The 19797-nt window shown below is 61.1% G+C and carries 19 protein-coding genes; 12 read left to right on the forward strand and 7 right to left on the reverse strand.

What is annotated here, in order from left to right; all coding sequences use genetic code 11:
* Positions 1 to 2: 2 nt before the first annotated feature.
* Positions 3 to 1154, reverse strand: a complete 1152-nt coding sequence (locus QMO82_RS07070) for an ROK family transcriptional regulator (protein ID WP_183609828.1) — start codon at positions 1152 to 1154, stop codon at positions 3 to 5.
* A 252-nt stretch (positions 1155 to 1406) separates the two neighbouring features.
* Between QMO82_RS07070 and QMO82_RS07075 the strand changes: the two genes are divergently transcribed.
* Positions 1407 to 1928, forward strand: a complete 522-nt coding sequence (locus QMO82_RS07075; RefSeq protein ID WP_272784377.1) for a hypothetical protein — start codon at positions 1407 to 1409, stop codon at positions 1926 to 1928.
* A 77-nt stretch (positions 1929 to 2005) separates the two neighbouring features.
* The gene (locus tag QMO82_RS07080; RefSeq protein ID WP_183609827.1) at positions 2006 to 3052 is read left to right on the forward strand and encodes a hypothetical protein; all 1047 of its coding nucleotides are present in this window, start codon (positions 2006 to 2008) and stop codon (positions 3050 to 3052) included.
* A gap of 10 nt (positions 3053 to 3062) precedes the next feature.
* Here QMO82_RS07080 and QMO82_RS07085 read toward each other — a convergent pair whose 3' ends face one another.
* Positions 3063 to 3914 carry a hypothetical protein gene (locus tag QMO82_RS07085; protein WP_183609826.1) on the reverse strand — a complete coding sequence of 284 codons (852 nt, stop codon included), beginning with the start codon at positions 3912 to 3914 and terminating at the stop codon, positions 3063 to 3065.
* A 173-nt stretch (positions 3915 to 4087) separates the two neighbouring features.
* Here QMO82_RS07085 and QMO82_RS07090 point away from each other — a divergent pair, with 173 nt between their 5' ends.
* Complete coding sequence (locus QMO82_RS07090; protein ID WP_183609825.1) at positions 4088 to 4870, forward strand: pyrroline-5-carboxylate reductase; 783 nt, start codon at positions 4088 to 4090, stop codon at positions 4868 to 4870.
* Here the strand turns inward: QMO82_RS07090 and QMO82_RS07095 are convergent.
* The gene (locus tag QMO82_RS07095) at positions 4867 to 5415 is read right to left on the reverse strand and encodes a cupin domain-containing protein (RefSeq protein WP_064844805.1); all 549 of its coding nucleotides are present in this window, start codon (positions 5413 to 5415) and stop codon (positions 4867 to 4869) included. The genes QMO82_RS07090 and QMO82_RS07095 overlap by 4 nt on opposite strands.
* A gap of 142 nt (positions 5416 to 5557) precedes the next feature.
* Here QMO82_RS07095 and QMO82_RS07100 point away from each other — a divergent pair, with 142 nt between their 5' ends.
* Positions 5558 to 6892 (forward strand): aspartate aminotransferase family protein, encoded by a 1335-nt coding sequence (locus tag QMO82_RS07100; protein WP_183609824.1) that lies wholly within the window; start codon positions 5558 to 5560, stop codon positions 6890 to 6892.
* Positions 6893 to 7018: 126 nt separating this feature from the next.
* On the opposite strand, the gene QMO82_RS07105 is transcribed toward QMO82_RS07100, so the two are convergent.
* Together QMO82_RS07105 and alr are read right to left on the reverse strand one after the other, a co-directional pair.
* A complete protein-coding gene (locus tag QMO82_RS07105; RefSeq protein ID WP_183609823.1) occupies positions 7019 to 8269 on the reverse strand; it encodes a D-amino acid dehydrogenase in 1251 nt (416 codons plus the stop codon).
* A 30-nt stretch (positions 8270 to 8299) separates the two neighbouring features.
* Complete coding sequence (gene alr / locus QMO82_RS07110) at positions 8300 to 9433, reverse strand: alanine racemase (protein ID WP_183609822.1); 1134 nt, start codon at positions 9431 to 9433, stop codon at positions 8300 to 8302.
* Between the two features lie 138 nt (positions 9434 to 9571).
* On the opposite strand from alr, the gene QMO82_RS07115 reads away from it, so the two are divergent.
* Complete coding sequence (locus QMO82_RS07115; protein WP_183609821.1) at positions 9572 to 10036, forward strand: Lrp/AsnC family transcriptional regulator; 465 nt, start codon at positions 9572 to 9574, stop codon at positions 10034 to 10036.
* 16 nt (positions 10037 to 10052) lie between these two features.
* On the opposite strand, the gene QMO82_RS07120 is transcribed toward QMO82_RS07115, so the two are convergent.
* Both QMO82_RS07120 and QMO82_RS07125 read right to left on the reverse strand, forming a co-directional pair.
* The gene (locus QMO82_RS07120; RefSeq protein ID WP_183609820.1) at positions 10053 to 10778 is read right to left on the reverse strand and encodes a LuxR family transcriptional regulator; all 726 of its coding nucleotides are present in this window, start codon (positions 10776 to 10778) and stop codon (positions 10053 to 10055) included.
* 162 nt (positions 10779 to 10940) lie between these two features.
* Positions 10941 to 11579 (reverse strand): acyl-homoserine-lactone synthase, encoded by a 639-nt coding sequence (locus QMO82_RS07125; RefSeq protein ID WP_183609819.1) that lies wholly within the window; start codon positions 11577 to 11579, stop codon positions 10941 to 10943.
* A gap of 287 nt (positions 11580 to 11866) precedes the next feature.
* Between QMO82_RS07125 and QMO82_RS07130 the strand changes: the two genes are divergently transcribed.
* The 7 genes from QMO82_RS07130 (at position 11867) to QMO82_RS07160 (ending at position 19656) form a co-directional block, all read left to right on the forward strand.
* Positions 11867 to 12211, forward strand: a complete 345-nt coding sequence (locus QMO82_RS07130; protein WP_183609818.1) for a helix-turn-helix transcriptional regulator — start codon at positions 11867 to 11869, stop codon at positions 12209 to 12211.
* 216 nt (positions 12212 to 12427) lie between these two features.
* The gene (locus QMO82_RS07135) at positions 12428 to 13861 is read left to right on the forward strand and encodes a glycoside hydrolase family 15 protein (RefSeq protein WP_183609817.1); all 1434 of its coding nucleotides are present in this window, start codon (positions 12428 to 12430) and stop codon (positions 13859 to 13861) included.
* A gap of 96 nt (positions 13862 to 13957) precedes the next feature.
* On the forward strand, positions 13958 to 15829 hold the full coding sequence (locus QMO82_RS07140; protein ID WP_183609816.1) for a GMC oxidoreductase: 1872 nt from the start codon (positions 13958 to 13960) through the stop codon (positions 15827 to 15829).
* A 100-nt stretch (positions 15830 to 15929) separates the two neighbouring features.
* A complete protein-coding gene (locus tag QMO82_RS07145) occupies positions 15930 to 17048 on the forward strand; it encodes a ferritin-like protein (protein ID WP_183609815.1) in 1119 nt (372 codons plus the stop codon).
* Positions 17045 to 17533 (forward strand): hypothetical protein, encoded by a 489-nt coding sequence (locus QMO82_RS07150; RefSeq protein ID WP_183609814.1) that lies wholly within the window; start codon positions 17045 to 17047, stop codon positions 17531 to 17533. The genes QMO82_RS07145 and QMO82_RS07150 overlap by 4 nt, the downstream gene beginning before the upstream one ends.
* A gap of 39 nt (positions 17534 to 17572) precedes the next feature.
* Complete coding sequence (gene iolE / locus QMO82_RS07155) at positions 17573 to 18511, forward strand: myo-inosose-2 dehydratase (protein WP_183609813.1); 939 nt, start codon at positions 17573 to 17575, stop codon at positions 18509 to 18511.
* 128 nt (positions 18512 to 18639) lie between these two features.
* The gene (locus tag QMO82_RS07160) at positions 18640 to 19656 is read left to right on the forward strand and encodes a sugar phosphate isomerase/epimerase (protein WP_183609812.1); all 1017 of its coding nucleotides are present in this window, start codon (positions 18640 to 18642) and stop codon (positions 19654 to 19656) included.
* Positions 19657 to 19797 lie beyond the last annotated feature (141 nt).

Raw genomic sequence — 19797 nt, forward strand, 5'->3', positions numbered from 1 at the left:
TGTTAAGGGTTCATGCTTTCCGTTCCGGCCTGCGCCAGGACGTTCTCCTCCTCCTGAGCGGGTTGGGCTCCGCGCTTCAGGTAACCGAATGTGGCCAGCGACAGGGCGGCCGCAGGCTCACTTCCCAGTTCGGACTGAACGAAATTCAGCACGACGGAGCCGGCTCCGCCGAGCAGGCAGCTATCGATGCCGGCCAGAATCGACGCCCGTCCGGCCTCGCCGAGATTTGCGGGCCATCCACCCAGGAAGACGCGCCGCGTTCTGACGAGGTTCAGAGCGTTGCCGATCGCCATGCCGAGCCGGGACAGTCGGGCATTGAGATCCGCGCCGGTCTTCTCGCTGATCGGAACCCTCTGCGGCCAGGCATCACCGAGGGCCAGAAGCTCCACTTCGTCGATCTTCAGCCGCGGCGCGATGGCGCTTGTCGACAGATAGGCTTCGAGGCATCCGAAGTGACCGCAGCGGCATTGCGGACCCTTCGGGTCCATGACCATATGCCCGATCTCGCATGTCGTGACCTCGCCATTGCCCCAGAATTCGCTGACAAGGGCAGCCGCCACGCCATGACCGGCGAAAACATAGAGGTAATCGTCGCTCACGCCGGCCGTTCCCAGCGTTAGCCGCTGATTGATGGCCCGGGCGACAATGGAATTGGCGATCTCGACAGGTACGCCGGGAAAACTTGCATCGAGCCTTTCCAGGGTCTCGGAAGGATTGAGCATCACGATCGGATTTGCCGCCCGGCGCGGATCGTAACCGGGAACCGAGACACCGACGAGATGGAGCTGCAACCGCGAACGCTCGGCACAATCGGCCAAGGCGGCGACGGCGGTTCCGATGACTTGCGATACCGCTTCCGCCGACGCGCCGTCTTTCAGATCGAACCGCTCCGAGAACACACGGTCGCCGGCCAGGGTGGCGACACCTGCATGGACACGATTGCTCGAGACTTCCAAAGCGCCGAGATAACGATTTTTGCTTAAAGTAAGAATTGCGCTGGGACCACCGGGATATTCCGCAGGCTGCCGCTTTTCGGAGAGCACGCCCTCAGAGCGCAATTCCGAGACGATGCGCGAGACGCTTGCCTCTGTAAGGCCCACATTGTCAGCAATATCGGTGCGAAAGCTGCCTTTCTTCTTCCAGACATAATTCAAGACGGCAGCGCGCGTCTCCTGGCGACTCCTCGCAAGCCTCACAACGCCGCCCTCCCAGCGATTTCATTCTTACTTAATGTAATAATTGATACGCGGCGTGTGCCGAATTGTCAACCGGGACGCCAGCGGCAACCAGACCAGTTGTCGCCGGGCCGGCAATGGTGCATTGCTTGCTGATTGCGGATCGGCCTTCTGCAGGAAGCGCAATGGCCGCAAACGATGCGAGAACTCTTCAGTGACGAGGAAGATGAAGTGACGACAAGAAGCGTTTTCGGCGGCATGGGACGCTTGCCGGTCATCGCGCCGGTCGCCCTGGCGACCGTGCTGTGTTCACATGGCTCTGCCGGTGCGGCACCAGGAGACCTGCAATGGACGCAGGATCCGGGCAGCCATTGCACATTCGTCGCGCCGGTCTCCCTGACCAGCGGCCCGACCTTCTGGATCGGCGCCTGCGTCGACGGCAAGGCGTCCGGGGAAGGCATGCTGCGCCGCCGGGATGGCGACAAGGCGGGAGCAGCCTTCTTCGGCCGGATGAAGGACGGCGTTCCCGAGATCGGCGTCGTCGATCTGAGCGAAGGATATAGAGCCGGCAGTTTCAGCGACGGCGACATCGGCGGGCAGACCGAGTCCGATCCGCAGAACCGGATAGACGCCTTTCGCATCGCGGCCGAAGCAGCCCGGCTGGTCGGCGCCAAATATGCCGCCGAGAAGAATGCGGGATCTGCCCGCCTTTACGAGGAGCTTGCCAAGACACTGGAACTGCAGACGGATTGAGCATGAGCGAGAGTCTGCAACGGCGATCTTTTCTGACAGGGCTATGGGCAGCACTGTCGGCAATATTTGGAGCCAGCATGCCTGCGGCCGCGACGAACCAACCGCAGCAGAGCGCTGAAGGCCGCGAAGGCAGGGCTGGCATCCACCCCTGGCTCGGGGTCGGAGAGCAGTTGACCGCTGACGTCCTGCTGGACGGCAAGGTGCTGGCGCGGCTGGACGACACAGCGACGCTTCCCGGCTTGAAAAAGCTGCCGGCGGTGGTGTTCGACTTGCCGCGGGGACTGAAGCGGCTGCAACTGCGCGGCTCGCTGAGGGACGCCGACGGCCGGGCTGGATTGTTCTCGAAAACATGGACCGTACGCGACATGGCCCCGATTTCGACTCCGCTCTATGACGGCTCACGGCCATTGATCGAACGGGTGCGGGCTTTTGTAGAGAAAACCGAACTGGCGGAAGTGGCCGCTCCCCGGCTGCCCGCCGGCACGACGGCGGAAGCGGCTTTCCAGCAGTTGGAGCGGCGTCTGCATGTTCAACTGCCGGCGCCGCTGCGGCAACTGCTCGGCGAAGCGGACATACAGATCGACGACTCCTATTTCCTGGCGCCACAGGACCTCGGGACGGTGAGCGAATTGCTGCTGAAGGGTTGGGGTTATACGCGCAACGGCGGCCCGACCGCATTGGATACCTTGCTGCCGGAGACCGTACGGGCTCGCTACGACCGCAGCGTGGCGGTGTTCGTGGAGGTAGGCGACGGGTTTGGCGCCCTCGCCTGGGATCCGGCAGGGGTCACTCCGCGGGAGCCACCCAACACCTGGGCCGATAAGGGCAATCCCGGCGCCCGGCCTGCCACATCCAATGAGGGTGTGTGGTACTGGCTGCATCAGGAGCACATAGACGAGCCCGAGCTGCTGCTCGACGACAACTATCAACCCAAAAGCGCGGAAGCCGCGCTCATCAACGTGTTCCAGCGCTTCGCGCTGTCCCAGGCCGCTTATCCCGAGACCGAGGACGAGCTGGTCATCGACAGCGCCCATCCGCGCAATCTGCTGCAGCTCAGTTTCGACGGGCCGAAGAAACCACGGCTCTGGTTCCGCAGCTACGATTACCACTATAGCCTCTATTGAGAGGCGCAGCTCACTCGGCGAGCCTGACGATGCCGTATGGATTGAACTTGAACTCGTCCACTTCGTAGGTGGAATCGAAGGAGAGGCTTGCCCGACGCTCCTTCAGCGTCGGCTCGAGTCCCCGACCGGCGATCTCGTCGGCGACCGCATCGATGATGGCGACGATCTCCCGTTCGCTGCCGGCTGTCTCAGGCACATAGACCTCCGGCAATCCGACGAGATGGAAGCCGACGCTCTCCAGATACCCCCGTGCAGAGAGCGGCCGCTTCGCAAAGGCCAGCCGGCCGATCCGTTGCTCCGCAAGCCGGTCGGCCGCCTTCTGCGCCGCGTCTGCCTGCCGGATCAGCTCTCTCCACCGATCGAGCCCATGTGCGATACCGGCACTTTCACCCTTCACGGCAACCGCCCCCGCGCCGATCAAGCGGTCGACGAGGCAAAGCGCCAGCATCGAAATCTTCACCGTCTCCGCCTGCGACATGCTCGGCCCGAGGATGTAGAGGACGGATTGATGACCGGCGACGGCTTGTTCGTCCGCCTGATCCCACGCATCGGGCTCGACCCGATCCCAGCAGACGTCGAACGACCGGCTCATCCGGTCGTCCGGCTCGGCCTGCGAATAATCATCGTCAATGCTGAATCCGGTGGCAAAGTCACGGATCGCCTGCGATGCCGCCTCGGAGAGATGGCTCAGGTCGCGATCCCGCCCGAGGAAACACAGGACATGCCGAGGGGTCACCGACGATGCTTCCTCCTGCGTCGTCGTTTCTTCGCCGAATTCCGAGCTGGATTCCTTGCCCAGGGTTGGTTTCCAGCCGATCATGGCCCATATGGACCCGAGGAGCGCGCGACGCATGAGCTTCATGAAGCCTTCCGTTCGGTCGAATGTTCACGGCTCAGCCTTGTAAACATCTGAATTCCGAAACGAAAGCAGGATCATCATGAAAGAGATGATGCCGTCGCGCGCCATCAACTTCCTGCGCGAGAACTACACGACCGATGTCGCGTTGGGCCCGCTGCGGGCTGCGGAGTAATCACATGACCGTCAACAGCATTGGATTCGTCGGCACCGGCGCCATCACCGAAGCAATGGTTCGCGGGCTTCTCACCGAGCCGGCCTATGCCTCCGCGATGCACGTTTCTCCACGAAGCGCTCACATCGCCGCGACACTGGCAGACGAATTTGCTGCCGTGAGGGTTGCCGAGGACAACCAGGACGTCGTCGATCGCAGCGACATGGTGTTCCTGGCAATACGGCCACAGGTCGCCGAGGAGGTCGTGCGAGGGCTTTCGTTTAAGGCCGGCCAGAGGATCGTCAGCGTCGTGGCGGCGACGGAGCGTCAGGCGCTGCTCGACTGGATCGGCGCCGACGTGCATCTCGTCCAGGCGATCCCCCTGCCCTTCGTCGCAAGGCGGCAAGGGGTGACCGCCGTCTATCCGCCCGATACCGCCGTTGCAGCGCTGTTCGATGCGCTCGGAACGGCTGTGCAATGCCAGTCGAGGAAGGAATACGATCTTCTCGCAGCCGCGAGCGCCGTCATGTCGACCTATTTCGGCATCATGGAGCAGGTTACCGTCTGGCTGGAAGGAGGCGGGCTCGAAAGGACGAAGGGACAGGCTTACATCGCCCCGCTCTTCGCAAGCCTGGCGCAGAAGGCGAACAGCCCCGGCAACGAACCGTTCAGCGCGCTGAGCCGCGAATTCGCGACCAAGGGCGGGCTGAACGAGCAGGTTTTCTCAGACTTCGATAAGAGGGGCGGCCTTGCCGCACTGACCGCCGCCCTCGACGGCGTACTTGCCCGGATCGAGGGCAGGAACTAGAAAGTCGGCGGCGTGCAGGCGCTGATGACTTCGCAAGGCACCGGCCCGACGCAGCGGAAGCGGTGCGGGCGCCTGCTTTCAAAATAGTAGGCATCACCCGGTCCGAGGATCCGCCGCTCGTCATCGACGGTCACCTCGAGCCTTCCCGAGAGGACGATCCCGCCCTCCTCCCCCTCGTGAACAAGCGGAATCTTTCCGGTATCGGCGCCCGGCTGGTAACATTCCTTGAGGATTTGCAGGCTGCGCCCGAACAGGTTCTCCCCAACCTGCCTGTAGGAGATGGCGCCCTTGCCGATCTCCACCAGTTCCTCGGCCGCATAGAAGGCCTTCCTTGGACGCTCGGGCTCGAAGGCGAAGAATTCCGCCAGCCCAATGGGGATGCCGTCGAGAATTCGTTTCAAGGCCCCGACCGAGGGGTTGGAGGCGTTCGATTCGATCAGCGAAATCGTCGAATTGGGCACGCCCGTCCGTTTGGCGAGCTCACGCTGGGAAAGCTTGTGGGCGATACGGAGATGGCGAAGGCGGCTGCCGATATCGACTGACATGGTGCGGTCCGTTTGTGTTGTTCAGAATATCGAAAATGTTATATATTCATCCATTTAATTTCAATCACTTGCACCAGCAAAGAAAAGGACTTGTTTGACGGATGGAAATTGCCATTCTCGGCGCCGACCATAGGAGGCCAGGATGGACCAGATCAGCAACACGAACGCGCCCGTGCTCGATAATTTCTGGATGCCGTTCACCGCGAACCGGCAATTCAAAGCAACGCCGCGCCTTCTGGCAGCCGCTGAGGGCATGTATTACACCGACGTCGATGGAAATCAGGTTCTTGACGGCACGGCCGGGCTCTGGTGCTGCAATGCCGGCCACGGCCGCAAGAAGATCGCCCAGGCGGTCGAGCGGCAGCTTGCGACGCTCGACTATGCCCCGACCTTCCAGATGGGCCATCCGATCGCCTTCGACTTCGCCGCCAAACTGGCGGCGAACGCGCCGGGCGGCCCGGAAGCCAAGCTCGACCGGGTCTTCTTCACCGGCTCCGGCTCGGAATCGGTCGATACGGCGCTGAAGATCGCCATCGCATACCAGCGTGCGATCGGCCAGGGCACGCGCACGCGGATCATCGGGCGCGAAAAAGGGTATCATGGCGTCGGCTTCGGCGGCATTTCCGTCGGCGGCCTCGTCAACAACCGGCGGGTCTTCCCGCAAATACCGGCCGACCATATGCGCCACACGCTCGACGTCGAGCGCAATGCGTTCTCGAAGGGGCTTCCCGCGCACGGCGTGGAACTTGCCGACGATCTCGAACGCCTGGTGCAGCTGCACGGTGCCGAAACCATCGCCGCCGTCATCGTCGAGCCGATGTCGGGATCGGCGGGCGTGGTCCTGCCGCCGAAGGGCTATCTGGAAAAGCTGCGCGCCACTGCCGACAAATACGGCATCCTGCTGATTTTCGACGAGGTCATTACCGGCTTCGGCCGTCTCGGCACGCCTTTCGCGGTGGACTATTTCGGCGTCGTGCCCGATCTCGTCACCACGGCCAAGGGCCTCACCAACGGCGCGATCCCCATGGGCGCGGTCTTTGCCAGCCGCAAGGTCTATGACGGCCTGATGGTCGGGCCGGAAAATGCCATCGAGCTCTTCCACGGCTATACCTATTCCGGCCATCCGGTCGCCTGCGCCGCCGGCGTCGCCACCCTCGAAATCTACGAGGAGGAAGGCCTGCTGACCCGCGCGTCCGAGCTTGCCGACCACTGGCAGGACGGCCTGCATTCGCTGAAAGGCCTGCCTCATGTCGTCGACATCCGCAATCTCGGCCTGGTCGGCGCGGTCGAACTGGCGCCCCGTGACGGGGCACCGGGAACACGCGGCTACGACGTCTTCGTCGACTGCTTCAACAAGGGCCTGCTGATCCGGGTGACCGGCGACATCATCGCGCTGTCGCCGCCGCTCATCATCGAGAAAGGCCAGATCGACACGATCGTCTCGACGCTCGGCGATGCGCTGAAGCGCGCGGCATAGAGCTGCGTCCGGCGTCTCGCTCGTCGGCGATCGGGCATTTGCTCCATCGCCGACGGAACCATCCGGCCGCCGACACGACTCACTTTCAAGAAATATATGCTTTCCTTTGGCGCCGGCCGGACAGTTTCAGCCGTATCGGCTGACGGCGAGATCCCGCGCGTCGATTTGCGGCTTGGCGCCGCTGACGAGGTCGCCGATAAGCCGCGCCGAACCGGTGCTCATCGTCCAGCCCAGCGTGCCGTGGCCGGTATTGAGAAACAGACCGCTGATTTTCGTCGGGCCGATCACCGGCGTGCCATCCGGCGTCATCGGGCGCAGGCCGGACCAGAAGGAAGCCTTGGAAACATCGCCGCCGGGGAAAAGATCGGTGACCGAATGTTCGAGCGTGCTGCGCCGAGCCAGCCCGAGATCGTTGGTATAGCCTGATATCTCGGCCATGCCGCCGACTCGGATGCGATCGCCGAGCCGGGTGATCGCGATCTTGTAGGTTTCGTCCATGACGGTCGATTCCGGTGCGCGGGACGCATCATTGATCGGGATGGTCAGCGAATAACCCTTGACCGGATAGACCGGCAGCCTGATGCCGAACGGCTTGAGCAGCAGCGGCGAATAGCTGCCGAGCGCGACCACCACCGCGTCGGCGCTCATCCGCTCGCGGTCGGTGATGACGCCGCGCACGCGGCCGGCCTCCACATCCAGCGCCTTGATCGTCGTCCCGTAAGCGAAGCGGACGCCGAGCGCCTCGGCTTTGGCGGCCAGCGCATTGGTGAACTTGAAGCAGTCGCCGGTTTCGTCCTTCGGCGTCAGCAGACCGCCGACGATCTTGTCGCGCACGTGCCTCAGCGCCGGTTCGACGCGGATGCAGCCGTCCCGGTCCAGCACCTCATAGGGAATACCGTCGGCCGCCAGCGCCTTGACATCCTTTGCCGAGGCGTCGAGCTGCTGCTGCGTGCGGAACAGCTGCAGCGTTCCCTGCATGCGTTCGTCATAGGCGATGCCGGTCTCCGTGCGAAGCTCGGCCAGCGCGATGCGGCTGTAGTCGGCAAGCTGCAGCATGCGGCTCTTGTTGATCGCGTAGCGCTCGGACGTGCAGTTCGACAGCATCCTCGCCATCCAGGAGAGCATCGCCATGTCCAATTTCGGGCGCAGGATGAGCGGCGCATGTTTCATGAACAGCCATTTCATCGCCTTCGCCGGAATGCCGGGGGCTGCCCATGGCGAGCAATAGCCGAACGAGACTTCGCCCGCATTGGCAAAGCTCGTCTCCAGCGCCGGCCCCTTCTGCCGGTCGACGACGGTGACCTCATGGCCTGATTTGGCCAGCTGGTAGGCGGATGTGACGCCGACGATGCCGGCACCCAGAACGATGACTTTCATGATGTCCCCAATGATAGAGCCGCCGGGCTCTCAGCAATATTGCCTGTCGTAACGATCGCCCAGACCGGTTAGGATTTCGTAAGATATCGTTCCGGCATCCCTGCCGACGTCTTCCAGCGTCTGGTTCGGGCCGAGCACCTCGACCAGGCTGCCCAGCGTCAAGGCGCCTTCGGGCAGTGCCGAGATATCGACGGTCGCGCTGTCCATCGACACGCGGCCGACGATCGGCAGGCGGATGCCATCGAAATAGACGGCGCCGCGGTCGCCCAGCGACCTCGGCAGGCCATCGGCATAGCCGGCGGCAATGGTGGCGAGACGCATTTCCCGTTGCGTGACGTGCGCACCGCCATAGCCGACTTTCGCGCCGAATGGCACGGTGCGCGTCTGCACGACGGCAACGTCGAGACTGACGACCGGCTCCATCGGGTTCTTCTCGCCGGCGTTCGGGGCACCGCCATAAAGCGCGATGCCGGGCCGGGCGAGCACGCCGTGATAGGCATCGCCGAGGAAGACGCCGCCGGAATTGGCGAAGGATATGTCGAAGCCCGGAAATTCGTCGGCGATGCAGGACATCTCGGCAAATTGCTCGGCGTTCTGTTCGCTCTCCATGTCGTCGGCCGACGCCAGATGGCTCATGATGAACAGGATTTCGAGATTGGTGCCGTCGCTAAGGGCCGCCGCAAGCTCGGCTCGTTCTTCCCGGGGAAAGCCGAGCCGCGACATGCCGGTGTCGAACTGCAGGACGGCCGGCAGGCAGCGCTTCAGCATGCGCGCCGTCGTCGACCATTGCCGCCACTGGGCCAGCGAATTGAGAACCGGGACGATACCCATCTCGGCACAGGCGATCTCGTTGCCCGGCTGCAAGCCATTCAGCACGAAAATCTGGGCATCATGGGCAAGCGTTGGCCGCAGCCTTACGGCCTCGACGAACTGGGCGACGAAGAAGTGCCGGCAACCTTCGCCATAGAGCGTTGCCGCAACCCGTTCGGCGCCGAGGCCATAGGCATCGGCCTTGACGACAGAGCCTGCGCGAACCGGCGCCAGCATCGATGCCAGCTTGCGATAATTACGGCCGAGTGCCGCAAGATCGATCGTCAGATAGCCTGTGGCTCCCTGCTTGATCGTCGCCGTGTGTGTGCGAGAAACCAAAATATCGCCGTCCATCTCCGCCCTTCCCGGCCGCTTGTCGGATGAAAGGCGAGAGTATGAAATAACGAGCGAAATTGCCTATCATTTCGCAGCCGATTATTGCGTCAAGCGTATATTCTTCGCATAATCGACAAAAATTTGGGATGATCCGTCATGTCTGGCCTCGACGCCATCGATCGCAATATACTGAGGCTGCTGCGCCTCGATGCGCGTATGAGCAATGCCAGGCTCGCCGCCGAGATCGGACTGTCGCCTTCGGCCTGCCTCAGGCGCATCAAGATCATGGAAAAATCGGGCGTGATCCGCGGCTATACGGCGCTGGTGGACACCGGCAATGCGGACGAGACGATCGCCGTGATCATCAATATCACCCTCGAGCGGCAGACCGAGGACCATCTCGATCGCTTCGAGGCGGCGGTCCGCCGGCATCCCGAGATTCGCGAGTGTTTTCTGATGACCGGCGGTTCCGACTATCTGCTGCGCGTCGAGGTCGCCAATGCCGGCGAGTTCGAGCGGATCCACAAGGAGATCCTATCGACCCTGCCCGGCGTCCTCAGGATTCATTCCAGCTTCTCGATCCGCAATGTTCTGGCGACGCGCACGAGAGGCAGACGCTGAACCGCGATCCCCATGCTCATATCAATTCGAGCGCCGTGGCTTTGGCGACTGCTTCAGTCGTCGTGGCGACGGTCAGCTTGCGGCGTGCCGAGGCGAGATAGAGTTGCACCGCGCTTACCGAAATGGACAGGCGGGCGCAGATCTGCTTTGCCATCAGCCCGCTGGCCGTCATTTCAAGACATTGCAGTTCGCGGCCGGACAATTGCGGAATATCGGCCATTTTTCTCAGGCCCGACAGAACCATGGCCCTGTCGTGGAGATGGTGGGCGAGAAACTGGAGGTCGCGCATACTGTCCATGCGGAATTGCCGCCAATAGGCATCGGGATGATTGGACGTGACCGTAAACAGCGATCGCTCCCCTTGAGGTCCCCGCACCGGCAGGGTCACGCCTTGCCGGCCGATACCGAAGGCCATGGCCTCCTTGAAGAAGCCGTAGGCCCGGCCTGAATCCCATTTCGACGCGGACCATTCCACCGGCAAGAAGCCCCTCCGGCCGAGGCGTACGACGGGATCGATGCTGAAATAGTCCCGGTCGAGATATTGTTTTACCCATTCGGGCGGGTAGGTCAGCATCAGCAATGGATTGCTGGCCGCCGCCCCCGAGGAGCGCGTCACATGCAAAACCATGTGCGATATCGCATAAATATGGCGAACTTCGTCCAGCGTCGTTTCCAGATCCCGCAATGTCGGCGATGCGGAGATCCGGTCCAAACTATAGAAAAAACGAGAACTGCTCAGCATGAGATGGACTCGTGATTGCGTGATTCCCTGACCGCCCGCAGAAATAACATTTCGCGACTACCGGGAACAGCATTATTTTATAGCAACCATGCCGCGAGATGAAGAATGGGTTAAGAGCTGACGAGATCATTCCACTGCTGAGCGATGGGACAGCGACCGCGCTTACCGCATGTCGCCATCGACAAGGGCTCTGTCAGGAAAGGGAGAGGCTTGCTCCAGAAGTCGGGACAGGTTGGCCCGAAGTGTCCGACAATTTTCCGCCGTCACATCCCATAGGCCGACATACAGCTTGCCGATTTCGGGCCGGGATCGGGCAAGCGGCGTCGGCCTCCAGCCGATCCTGCGGTACACCCCGACCATCGCGACATCATAGACGCCGACGATGCTTTCGATACCGGTGTCGAGCGCAAGATCGCAAAGCCCGGAGAGCAGTTCCGTGGCGACTGTGCGCGATTGATCGATGTGTCCGGCAAGCGGATGAAGGCAAAAGCGGGTACATTCCCAAGTCGTCGGGCTATCGACGTCGATAGGCTCATCGAAGAAATGCCGGAACTCGCTTTTGAGCATCGTCGCTCCCGTGGTCGGCAGCAGGCGCAGCGAACCCGTCAGCGTGCCGGAAGGCCGTTGCGTGACGAGATATACGGGATCTTCCGCCTCATCGTAACGGTCCCTTTCCCACTGGTCCCTGACATCGACCTGCCATCCCAGACGATCGCGAAAAACGGCGGCGCGTGCCCGAAACATTTGATCGAATGCATGCGGCTCAGTCTCGAGCATGTCCCTGGTGAGTATCCGCAACATCTCCGTCCCTCCCGATCCTAAAAGCGTGCCGTGATCTTTCAGATTCGCTGACCGCGCTTGAGATCTTTGGTTTTCCGCATGTCGGGATCGCAAAACCGCCGCACAGCTTTGCGCGACCATGCTTCTAGATGTTTCACAACAGGAGACCGGCCTCGGACAATATGGATATTTCACCAGATTGACCGCGCCCCGCTTTGCCTTTCACCTTCATAAGCGATTTCTGATATTTGATCGGCCGAGCGCCCTCAATGGCTGTCAAGTTCAATACAACCACGGGGAGGATTCCGATGACGTACGACCTGGCACGCGGCAAACGCATTCGCGAGGCGATATCCCGCGGCAAGTATCGGAAAGTTCACGCACTCGCTGCCGAACTGAACGTGTCCGTCGCCGCCGTCTCGCGCTGGCAGAATGGCGGTCACACCTCGCTCGAAAGCGCCTGCGCCCTCGCGCACCTTTTGGATGTCTCCCTCGACTGGCTGCTGCTCGGGCGGGGCACCATGGATTGGCACAGGAACAGCCCGATCTCGACCACCGAACTGCAATTGGTTCTGGCGCTGCGCGACCGGCCCGCGTCTACCCGGTCCAATCTCATCGGGCTGCTCGAATCCATCCCCCTGGCACACCCGTAACGCCAAGCGCAATTTTGTGCCGTTTTTTTGATCTCCGCTCAACATCTTCAGGTTGATAAAAATAAGATACTCAACCATCCTTCTGATCGGAGCTTCAGCAGCGGCATGCTGTACGGAAAGTAACGCCACCCATTCGGCCACGATATTTCCCTCATCCGGGACCACCTATTTTTTCGATCCGGTCCCGGCAAGTCTCAACCGATTTCGGAGTCCGCCATGACAGTTGCGTTTTGGAATGAGCCAACGACAGTTGCTAACCCGGCCCATATCGGCGCCAATGCGCCTGCAGTCAAACCGCGGCCCGCCTTCGCCCAGACCGATCTGGTCGCATTGTCGCGCTATTTTTCTCTTCTGATGATGCGCAACATCACAAGCGATGGTTATGTCATCGAGGATCCGGCATCGCCCGGCGTCTTTTCGGCCCCGGGCTGCGTCATCGCCGCACCCTCCTATCCAGCGAACACGCCTGGTGTCGACCAGGACTATGTTTTCAACTGGGTCCGCGATGGGGCCATTACGGCCATCGAGATCGCACTTGCCGGCTTGCTGCCCGTTCCGGGCGGGGTTTCGCCGAGCCTGGTCGACTACGTGAACTTCGCCGCGCTCTGTCAGGCGAATGCGAAGAATTCCGCGACCGTCACACTTGGCCACGCCTGCTTCACCATCACCGGCGAGGTTCGTCCATGGTCGGAGCAGAATGACGGACCGGCCATTCAGTCGATTGCGATCCTGACCGTGTTCGATCAGCTGGATGGCGCCACGCAGACGATCGCCAAACAATTGGTCGAGACCAACCTCTCTTATCTTCTCGAAGTTTACCAGAACAAGACCACAAATCTCTGGGAGGAATATGAGGGCTATTCCTTTTTCGCAAGGGCGGTACAGCTGCGCTTTTTCCGGGAAATTTCCACAAACACGATCGGTATAGCGGTGCCTGCGGGGGTAGCCGATGCCATCTCCTGGCTGGAAAGCCAGCTGGCCACCCACTGGAACGGGCAGCTCTATGTGAGCATTCTGGATGCCGCGGAGCAAGCCGGTTACGACGCGAACATCGATATCGTCTCTTCGGTCTGCTATGGCGGGATCGACCCGACCGATACCAGGCTTCTGGCAACGGCGGCCATCCTGCGGCGCCAGTGGGCGGATCCCTCGTCTTCGAACTATTACCCGATCAATGGCGCCGACGCGGCCAAAGGGCTCGGACCACTCTTCGGGCGCTATCCTGGCGATCACTACGATGGCGATGTGGCGGCTCCGGTGGTCGGCGGGCATCCCTGGGCTCTGTGCACCGCCAACTTCGCCGAGTTTCAATATCGGCTTGCCAATGCCATCGAGGCCAGCGGCGCCATCCCCCTCGATCAGTTCTCCGAGCCCTTCTTCGCGGAACTGGGACTTGGCGCATCCAGCAGCGCCGCCGACGCGTCAGCTGCCTTGCGGGCTTCGTCTGACGTCATGCTGCGCGCCATCGTCTATCACAGCGATCACTATGAACTCAGCGAACAGTTCGATGGAACCGTTGGTTACGAGAAAAGCGTCCGGAACCTCACCTGGAGCTACGCCTCCTTTCTCTCGGCAGTCAGAGCCCGTTCCGCCGCCGCCCCGGCCGCTGCCAAGTCCAAACCCCGAAACTCCCGCGGCCCGAGATCGTGACGACTTCAGGCCGTCCGGCCTGAAATCTCGATTGAGTCCCAAACCGCATGATCCGCAAAGCCTGATGCGGCTTTCCGGGAATAATGGAGGACCAACGTGCTTTTTCCCCTCGAATCCGCGATAAAAGCCGATGCCAAGACCGTCGCAGCCTCTGGCGAATACGATATCGTGATCGTCGGCAGCGGCATTTCCGGAGCAATCATTGCCAAGCAGGCTGCGGAGGCGGGCAAGCGTGTCCTTATCCTTGAAGCCGGAACCGGTGCCAACAGCACTCTGGAAGGCTACGACAATCTGCTGACGACGTTCTATTCGGCGGCCTCCAAGGACAACCAGTCGCCGTTTCCGCTGAATGCGAACGCGGCCATGCCCCGCAGCCCGCAGCTTCGCAAACTGCAGGCGGGGGAAACCGATAGCTCGACTTATATCGTTCAATCCGGCCCCTATGTCAGCGACACGACATATACCCGTATTTTCGGCGGAACGACCATGCATTGGGAGGCGAAAACGCCTCGCCTGCTTCGCTCGGATTTCAAGACGCGCAGCATTTTCGGCCAAGGGCTGGACTGGCCGCTGAGCTTTGAGGAAGTCGAGGATGATTACCGCCTGGCCGAGCGGGAAATCGGCGTATCGGCAGATGTCGAAGATCAGCAATATCTGGGGCAGACCTTCGCGGAAGACTATGTCTTTCCCATGCGCGGCCTGCCGCTTTCCTATCTGGATCAGCGGGTCAACAAGGGCATCGAAGGCACCAGTGTCGAACTTTACGACAAGACCTATCCCCTGAAGGTCAGGCCCTATCCGCAGGGGCGCAACAGCATACCAAACCCGGCCTATGACGGTGGGAAGGGCTACCGTCCCATCGGTGCAGTCGATACGCATCAGGTCGAAGAGGGCGGCCGCTGCCAGGGCAACACCAACTGCGTACCGCTCTGTCCCGTGCAAGCGCGTTACCACTCCGGCAAAACGCTTGCCAAGGCGTTCGCGGCAAACGGGAAATGGGGCGAGCGGCTTGTCGAACTGTTGCCACAGGCGGTCGCATCGAAGGTCAACATCGATCCGGATAGCGGGAAAGTCCGCTCTCTCGAGGTCAAGATTTACAAGGACCCGGCCTCACCTGCTCACGAGACCATCACCGTCAAAGGCAAGGTCTTCGTGCTTGCGGCAGGCGCCATCGAAACGGCGCGTCTTATGCTGGCCTCCGGCCTGCGTAGCACCAGCGGTCTTGTCGGACGCAATCTGATGGACCACGCCTACCTGCTGAACTGGGCGCTGATGCCGGAAATCTGCGGCACGATGCGCGGAACCAGTTCGACGGGCGGTATCGTGGACCTGCGGGACGGCCCGTTCCGGGAAAAACAGGCCGCTTTCGCCATCGATATCCATAATGACGGTTGGGGCTGGGCCACGGGCGCGCCGACCTCCGACCTTCTCGAACTGGTGGATGATCGCAACCTCTACGGGGCGGATCTTCGGCGGGGCATGATCGACCAGGTGTCACGGCAGTTGCTGCTGGCATTCATGATCGAGGTCATGCCCGTCGAAAGCAACCGCATCACGGTGGATCCGCAATATACCGATGCTCTCGGCAACATGCGGCCCATCCTGTCTTTCACGGTTCCGGAATATACCATGAAGGGTGCCGCCTATGGCCGCCAGTTTGCGCGCACCGTCTTCACGCGTCTGGGCGCGCAGGATCATACCCAATACGACCCTAGCGATTTCGGCTATGTGGCCTATGAGGGGCAAGGCTATGCGATCCGCGGCGGCAATCATCTGGCCGGCACCCATATCATGGGAACGACGAAGACCAATTCCGTCGTGGACAAGAACCAGCGCAGCTGGGACCACGAAAACCTCTATCTCGTGGGCGGCGGCAGCATGCCGACGATCGGCACGGCCAATGTCACCTTGACGCTGGCCGCCATGTGCTTCCGCAGCGGCCGCGACATTCTGAAGTCTCTGCATTGAACGAAGACCGGCTTCCGCTGCGCGGAACGAACCGATGGGCTCGACGCAAGCGACACGAAGCCGGCCTCTGCACCCAACTTATCTTTCCTGGAGCTTGAGCATGTATTCCTTCAGTATTAAGACGCTCGATGAGCTGAAAGAGTTTCTCTACCGGGCAATGCAGCTCGAACATGCGACGATTCCGCCGTATCTGACGGCGCTTTACTCGATCAAGCCCGGCGTCAACCAGGATGCGACCCAGGTTCTGCGCGTGATCGTCGTGGAAGAAATGCTGCATCTGACCATTGCGGCCAATGTTCTCAATGCCATCGGCGGCACGCCGGATCTTGTCAGGGCGGACTTCGTCGCCCGCTATCCCGCCGCCCTGCCGGACGGTGAGACCGATTTCAAGGTCGGCATCCAGGCTTTCGGCCGTGAGGCGCTGGCGACTTTCCTGAAAATCGAGCGGCCGGCCCAGCGCCCTGAACATCTCGTCGGCAAAGGCCTGATATATCGCAAAACTCCCCCTGATATCACCGTGCTTGCCAGCCATCCGAGCCATGAGGACCTCCATTTCTTCAGTATCGGCGAGTTCTACTCGGCCATCGCGGAAGGCATCAAATACCTGGAAGCCGAAGCGCATGGGGCGGGCACAACTATCTTTACCGGCGACAGGTCGCGCCAGATCACCTCGGAATATTATTACTCCGGCGGCGGCGAGCTGTTTCCGGTGACCGATCTCAAAAGCGCCTTAGAAGCCATCGATCTCATCATCGAACAGGGCGAGGGCGACGGTGGCGGTATCTACGACGATGACGACCACGAACTGGCCCATTACTATCGTTTCGAGGAACTGGTCAAAGGCCGCTACTACCAGAAGGGCGACCAGCCCGGCCACCCCACAGGTCCTGAGTTGCAGGTCGATTGGGAAGGCGCCTATTCCATAAAAAAGAACCTGAAAGTGGAGGACATACTCGAAGGCTCGGAGCTGCGCGAGGCGGCTATCGCCTTCAACACGCGCTATGGCGAATTTCTCCAGCTTTTGACACGTGCCTATAACGGCCAGCCGAACCTGCTGCTGGAAGCCGTTCCGATGATGTTCGAATTCCGCAACATGATCCTCGAACTCATCCGCAATCCCCTGCCGAAACATCCCGGTAAGAACGGCAGCCCCACTTATGAGATCCCCGGCGCCATCAAACAGCCAGCCGCCACCCGGCAGGCGGAGGTGAACGCATGAGCAACCGTTTCGAGGCATTTCTGGGTCTTTCCGGGGAATTGACGGCCTTCTCCCATTTCGATCTTCTGGGAACGGGCCTGGCGGACCGCTATCTCGCCACGCTCGACAAGGTGGTCGGCGGCGAGATCGTCGACGCGCTGCTGGCCGCCTTCTCCGCCCTGCCACCGGCGGAAGGTGAGGCCCGTATCCAGGCAGTGCGCACGACCATTCTGGGCAATGAATTGCTGGGAGACGTGGCCCGTGCGCTGATCAAGCTCTGGTATTCCGGCACCTGGTTCGAGCTGTCCTCCGCCTGGACGGAGCGCTTTGGCCCCAGGGCTGCGAATATCACCTTCGTCGTTTCTCCCGATGCCTATGTCGAGGGTCTGCTCTGGAAGGCGATCGGAGCCCACCCTGCGGGCGCCAAGGGGCCAGGTTTCGGCTCCTGGGCCTTTCCGCCGAAAATTCCGGCTTTTTCCGGCTCTCCATTCCAAAACCTGACCTGACGCCACCTCTGTTTGTCTTCAAAGAACTGGATCATTGCCATGACGACACATCTGCATCGACTGACGCCTGCCAAGGTCTGGCTCGGTGTCATCCCCACGCTCTGGTGGAATGACGATTTCATCAACATCGACATCGGCATTCCCTACGAGCAGGCTCTGAGTGAAATGGCGCTCGCCGGCTATGTCGGATGCGGCGTCGGCCATAAATATCCGACGGACCCGAAAATATTGCGGCCTGTCCTCGAACTCAGGGGATTGCGGATTTCCGAGCCCTGGGTGAGCACTTACTTCACCATCAATGCGATGAAGCGTCATACGCTTGATAATGTCGATGCTCAGCTCGACTTCCTCGAAGCCATGGAAGGCGGCAGCGACGATCCGCGCAGGGCCGATCTGGTCGTCGCCGAATTTGGCGGAGCGGTCAATCCGCTTCCGGTCGCCCTGTTTCCGAATTGCCCCGAATTCTCCGAGGATCAGTGGAGACAGCTGATCGACGGCCTGCATGAGGCCGGAGCGAAAGCCAGAGCCCGTAACCGCCGGCTCTGCTACCACCCGCATCTGGGGACCGGGGTGATGAAGACGGAAGCGATCCACCGGCTCATGGACGAGACGGATCCTCGCCTGGTCAACATGCTTCTCGACACCGCGCATCAGGCGGCTGCCGGTGTCGATCCGCTGGCGCTGGCCAGAAAATACGCCCACCGCATCAAGCATGTTCATCTGAAAGACATTCGCGGCGAGGTGGTTGAGAAGATTCACAAAGAAGGATTGTCCTTCCAGCAAGGGATCGAGGCGGGGATCTTCACCGTCCCGGGTGACGGCTCCATAGGGACCTTTCCGGAAATCCTCGATGCGTTGGCCGAGGCGGATTTCGCCGGTTGGATCTGCGTCGAGGCAGAGCAGGACCCGGCCAAAGCCAATCCGCTGCAATACGCGAAAATGGGCCGCGAATATCTGCGCAAGCTGCTCGGATGGTAGCCCGGCGCGGACCGTTTGTTTCAGCCCGATGGCGATGTGAAGGAGGCGGGGAAGGATCTCGCCTCATGACGGTGTCGGGCGAGACATCATCCTGAACCACGCATGACTGGATAGCGACAGCTGGAGCGATGAAGATGGAAGAGGCACGCAGGCGAGATATATATTTCAGCTTCTTTATGTTTACAGCGGATTTGAGGCCGAATGACGCGGGCTATACCCAGGTTCTCGTCCGACATCTGAAAGCTCTTACCGAGATCGGCTACACCGGCTTCGATGTGCATATCGCCCCAGGACCGGCTGATGTCGGTCATCACGCTGAGGTCGAAAGCTATATCAGCCTCAAGAGGACGTTCGATCGGGCCGGCTTCCGGGATGTGAAGTTCACAACCAATGTGGGGACCACGCGAACCTTCGATCCGACCTCGCCCTACGAGGAACAGCGCAAGCAGGCTCTGTCCTATCTCAAATCCCGCGTCGACATCACCTCGGTGCTGGGCGGGGAGAATACGATCATGTCGGGGCCGTTCCTGTACCCCTATGGTATCTTTCCGCTGACGGATGACGGTGAAGGGATCTGGAGCGACGCGCTTCAGGATTGGATGAAGCCACGATACGCGGCGGCGGCCTCGATCTTCCGGGAGTTGGCGCAATATTCTGCCGGGAAGAGGGTGAAGCTCGCCATCGAACCCGTCAAGAATTGGGAAACGCCCGGGCCGACCATGGTCTCGGAAGCGCTGGATTTTCTCGAAAGCGCCGACATTCCGACCTGTGGCGTCACGATCGACACAGCCCAGGTCGTGATGGAAAGCCAGGGGCCGGCAATCTTCAGGAAAAATGTCGCCCGCGCCGTACAGCAGAACCGGCTGAACTACGTTCACATCTCAGCGCCGGACCGGGGCGCGGTTAGAGATAGCTGGATTCCCTGGGAGATCATGCTGGACGAAATCGAGCCGGTCTATTCCGGCCCCTATCTCGTCGAAGTCTTCAACGCAATTCCACCCTTCGAGAGCTCGATGCGAATGACGCGCAGACGCTTCTGGCGGCCCAGTGAGGACGCGCCGGAGGCAAACGTCGACAGCGCCTACGACGTTGCGCGCGCGGCCCTGAAGACATTGGAGGAGAAACTTGTGTCCCGCGGCCGTTGATCTCATCCGTGATGGCGCGTTGGCGCGCAAATGTTGGAAACAACCCAGGAATGTTGGCCAGGAATGCCGGGGACCTCTCATCTCCGCCGTGCCCGAGTGAACGTCAAACCTCAGCAAACGACCTTTCAATCAGGGAGATAC

The sequence above is a fragment of the Rhizobium sp. BT04 genome, from assembly GCF_030053135.1.
Taxonomy (GTDB): domain Bacteria; phylum Pseudomonadota; class Alphaproteobacteria; order Rhizobiales; family Rhizobiaceae; genus Rhizobium; species Rhizobium binxianense.

What these genes read in the sequence shown, in the direction of transcription:
- QMO82_RS07100 (WP_183609824.1), top strand. Translation starts at nt 5,558, where the DNA reads ATGGACCAGATCAGCAACACGAACGCGCCCGTGCTCGATAATTTCTGG.
- alr (WP_183609822.1), bottom strand. Translation starts at nt 9,433, where the DNA reads ATGGACGGCGATATTTTGGTTTCTCGCACACACACGGCGACGATCAAG.
- QMO82_RS07160 (WP_183609812.1), top strand. Translation starts at nt 18,640, where the DNA reads ATGAAGATGGAAGAGGCACGCAGGCGAGATATATATTTCAGCTTCTTT.
- QMO82_RS07130 (WP_183609818.1), top strand. Translation starts at nt 11,867, where the DNA reads ATGACGTACGACCTGGCACGCGGCAAACGCATTCGCGAGGCGATATCC.
- QMO82_RS07095 (WP_064844805.1), bottom strand. Translation starts at nt 5,415, where the DNA reads ATGTCAGTCGATATCGGCAGCCGCCTTCGCCATCTCCGTATCGCCCAC.
- QMO82_RS07145 (WP_183609815.1), top strand. Translation starts at nt 15,930, where the DNA reads ATGTATTCCTTCAGTATTAAGACGCTCGATGAGCTGAAAGAGTTTCTC.
- QMO82_RS07115 (WP_183609821.1), top strand. Translation starts at nt 9,572, where the DNA reads ATGTCTGGCCTCGACGCCATCGATCGCAATATACTGAGGCTGCTGCGC.
- QMO82_RS07080 (WP_183609827.1), top strand. Translation starts at nt 2,006, where the DNA reads ATGCCTGCGGCCGCGACGAACCAACCGCAGCAGAGCGCTGAAGGCCGC.
- iolE (WP_183609813.1), top strand. Translation starts at nt 17,573, where the DNA reads ATGACGACACATCTGCATCGACTGACGCCTGCCAAGGTCTGGCTCGGT.
- QMO82_RS07120 (WP_183609820.1), bottom strand. Translation starts at nt 10,778, where the DNA reads ATGCTGAGCAGTTCTCGTTTTTTCTATAGTTTGGACCGGATCTCCGCA.
- QMO82_RS07085 (WP_183609826.1), bottom strand. Translation starts at nt 3,914, where the DNA reads ATGAAGCTCATGCGTCGCGCGCTCCTCGGGTCCATATGGGCCATGATC.
- QMO82_RS07125 (WP_183609819.1), bottom strand. Translation starts at nt 11,579, where the DNA reads ATGTTGCGGATACTCACCAGGGACATGCTCGAGACTGAGCCGCATGCA.
- QMO82_RS07135 (WP_183609817.1), top strand. Translation starts at nt 12,428, where the DNA reads ATGACAGTTGCGTTTTGGAATGAGCCAACGACAGTTGCTAACCCGGCC.
- QMO82_RS07150 (WP_183609814.1), top strand. Translation starts at nt 17,045, where the DNA reads ATGAGCAACCGTTTCGAGGCATTTCTGGGTCTTTCCGGGGAATTGACG.
- QMO82_RS07090 (WP_183609825.1), top strand. Translation starts at nt 4,088, where the DNA reads ATGACCGTCAACAGCATTGGATTCGTCGGCACCGGCGCCATCACCGAA.
- QMO82_RS07105 (WP_183609823.1), bottom strand. Translation starts at nt 8,269, where the DNA reads ATGAAAGTCATCGTTCTGGGTGCCGGCATCGTCGGCGTCACATCCGCC.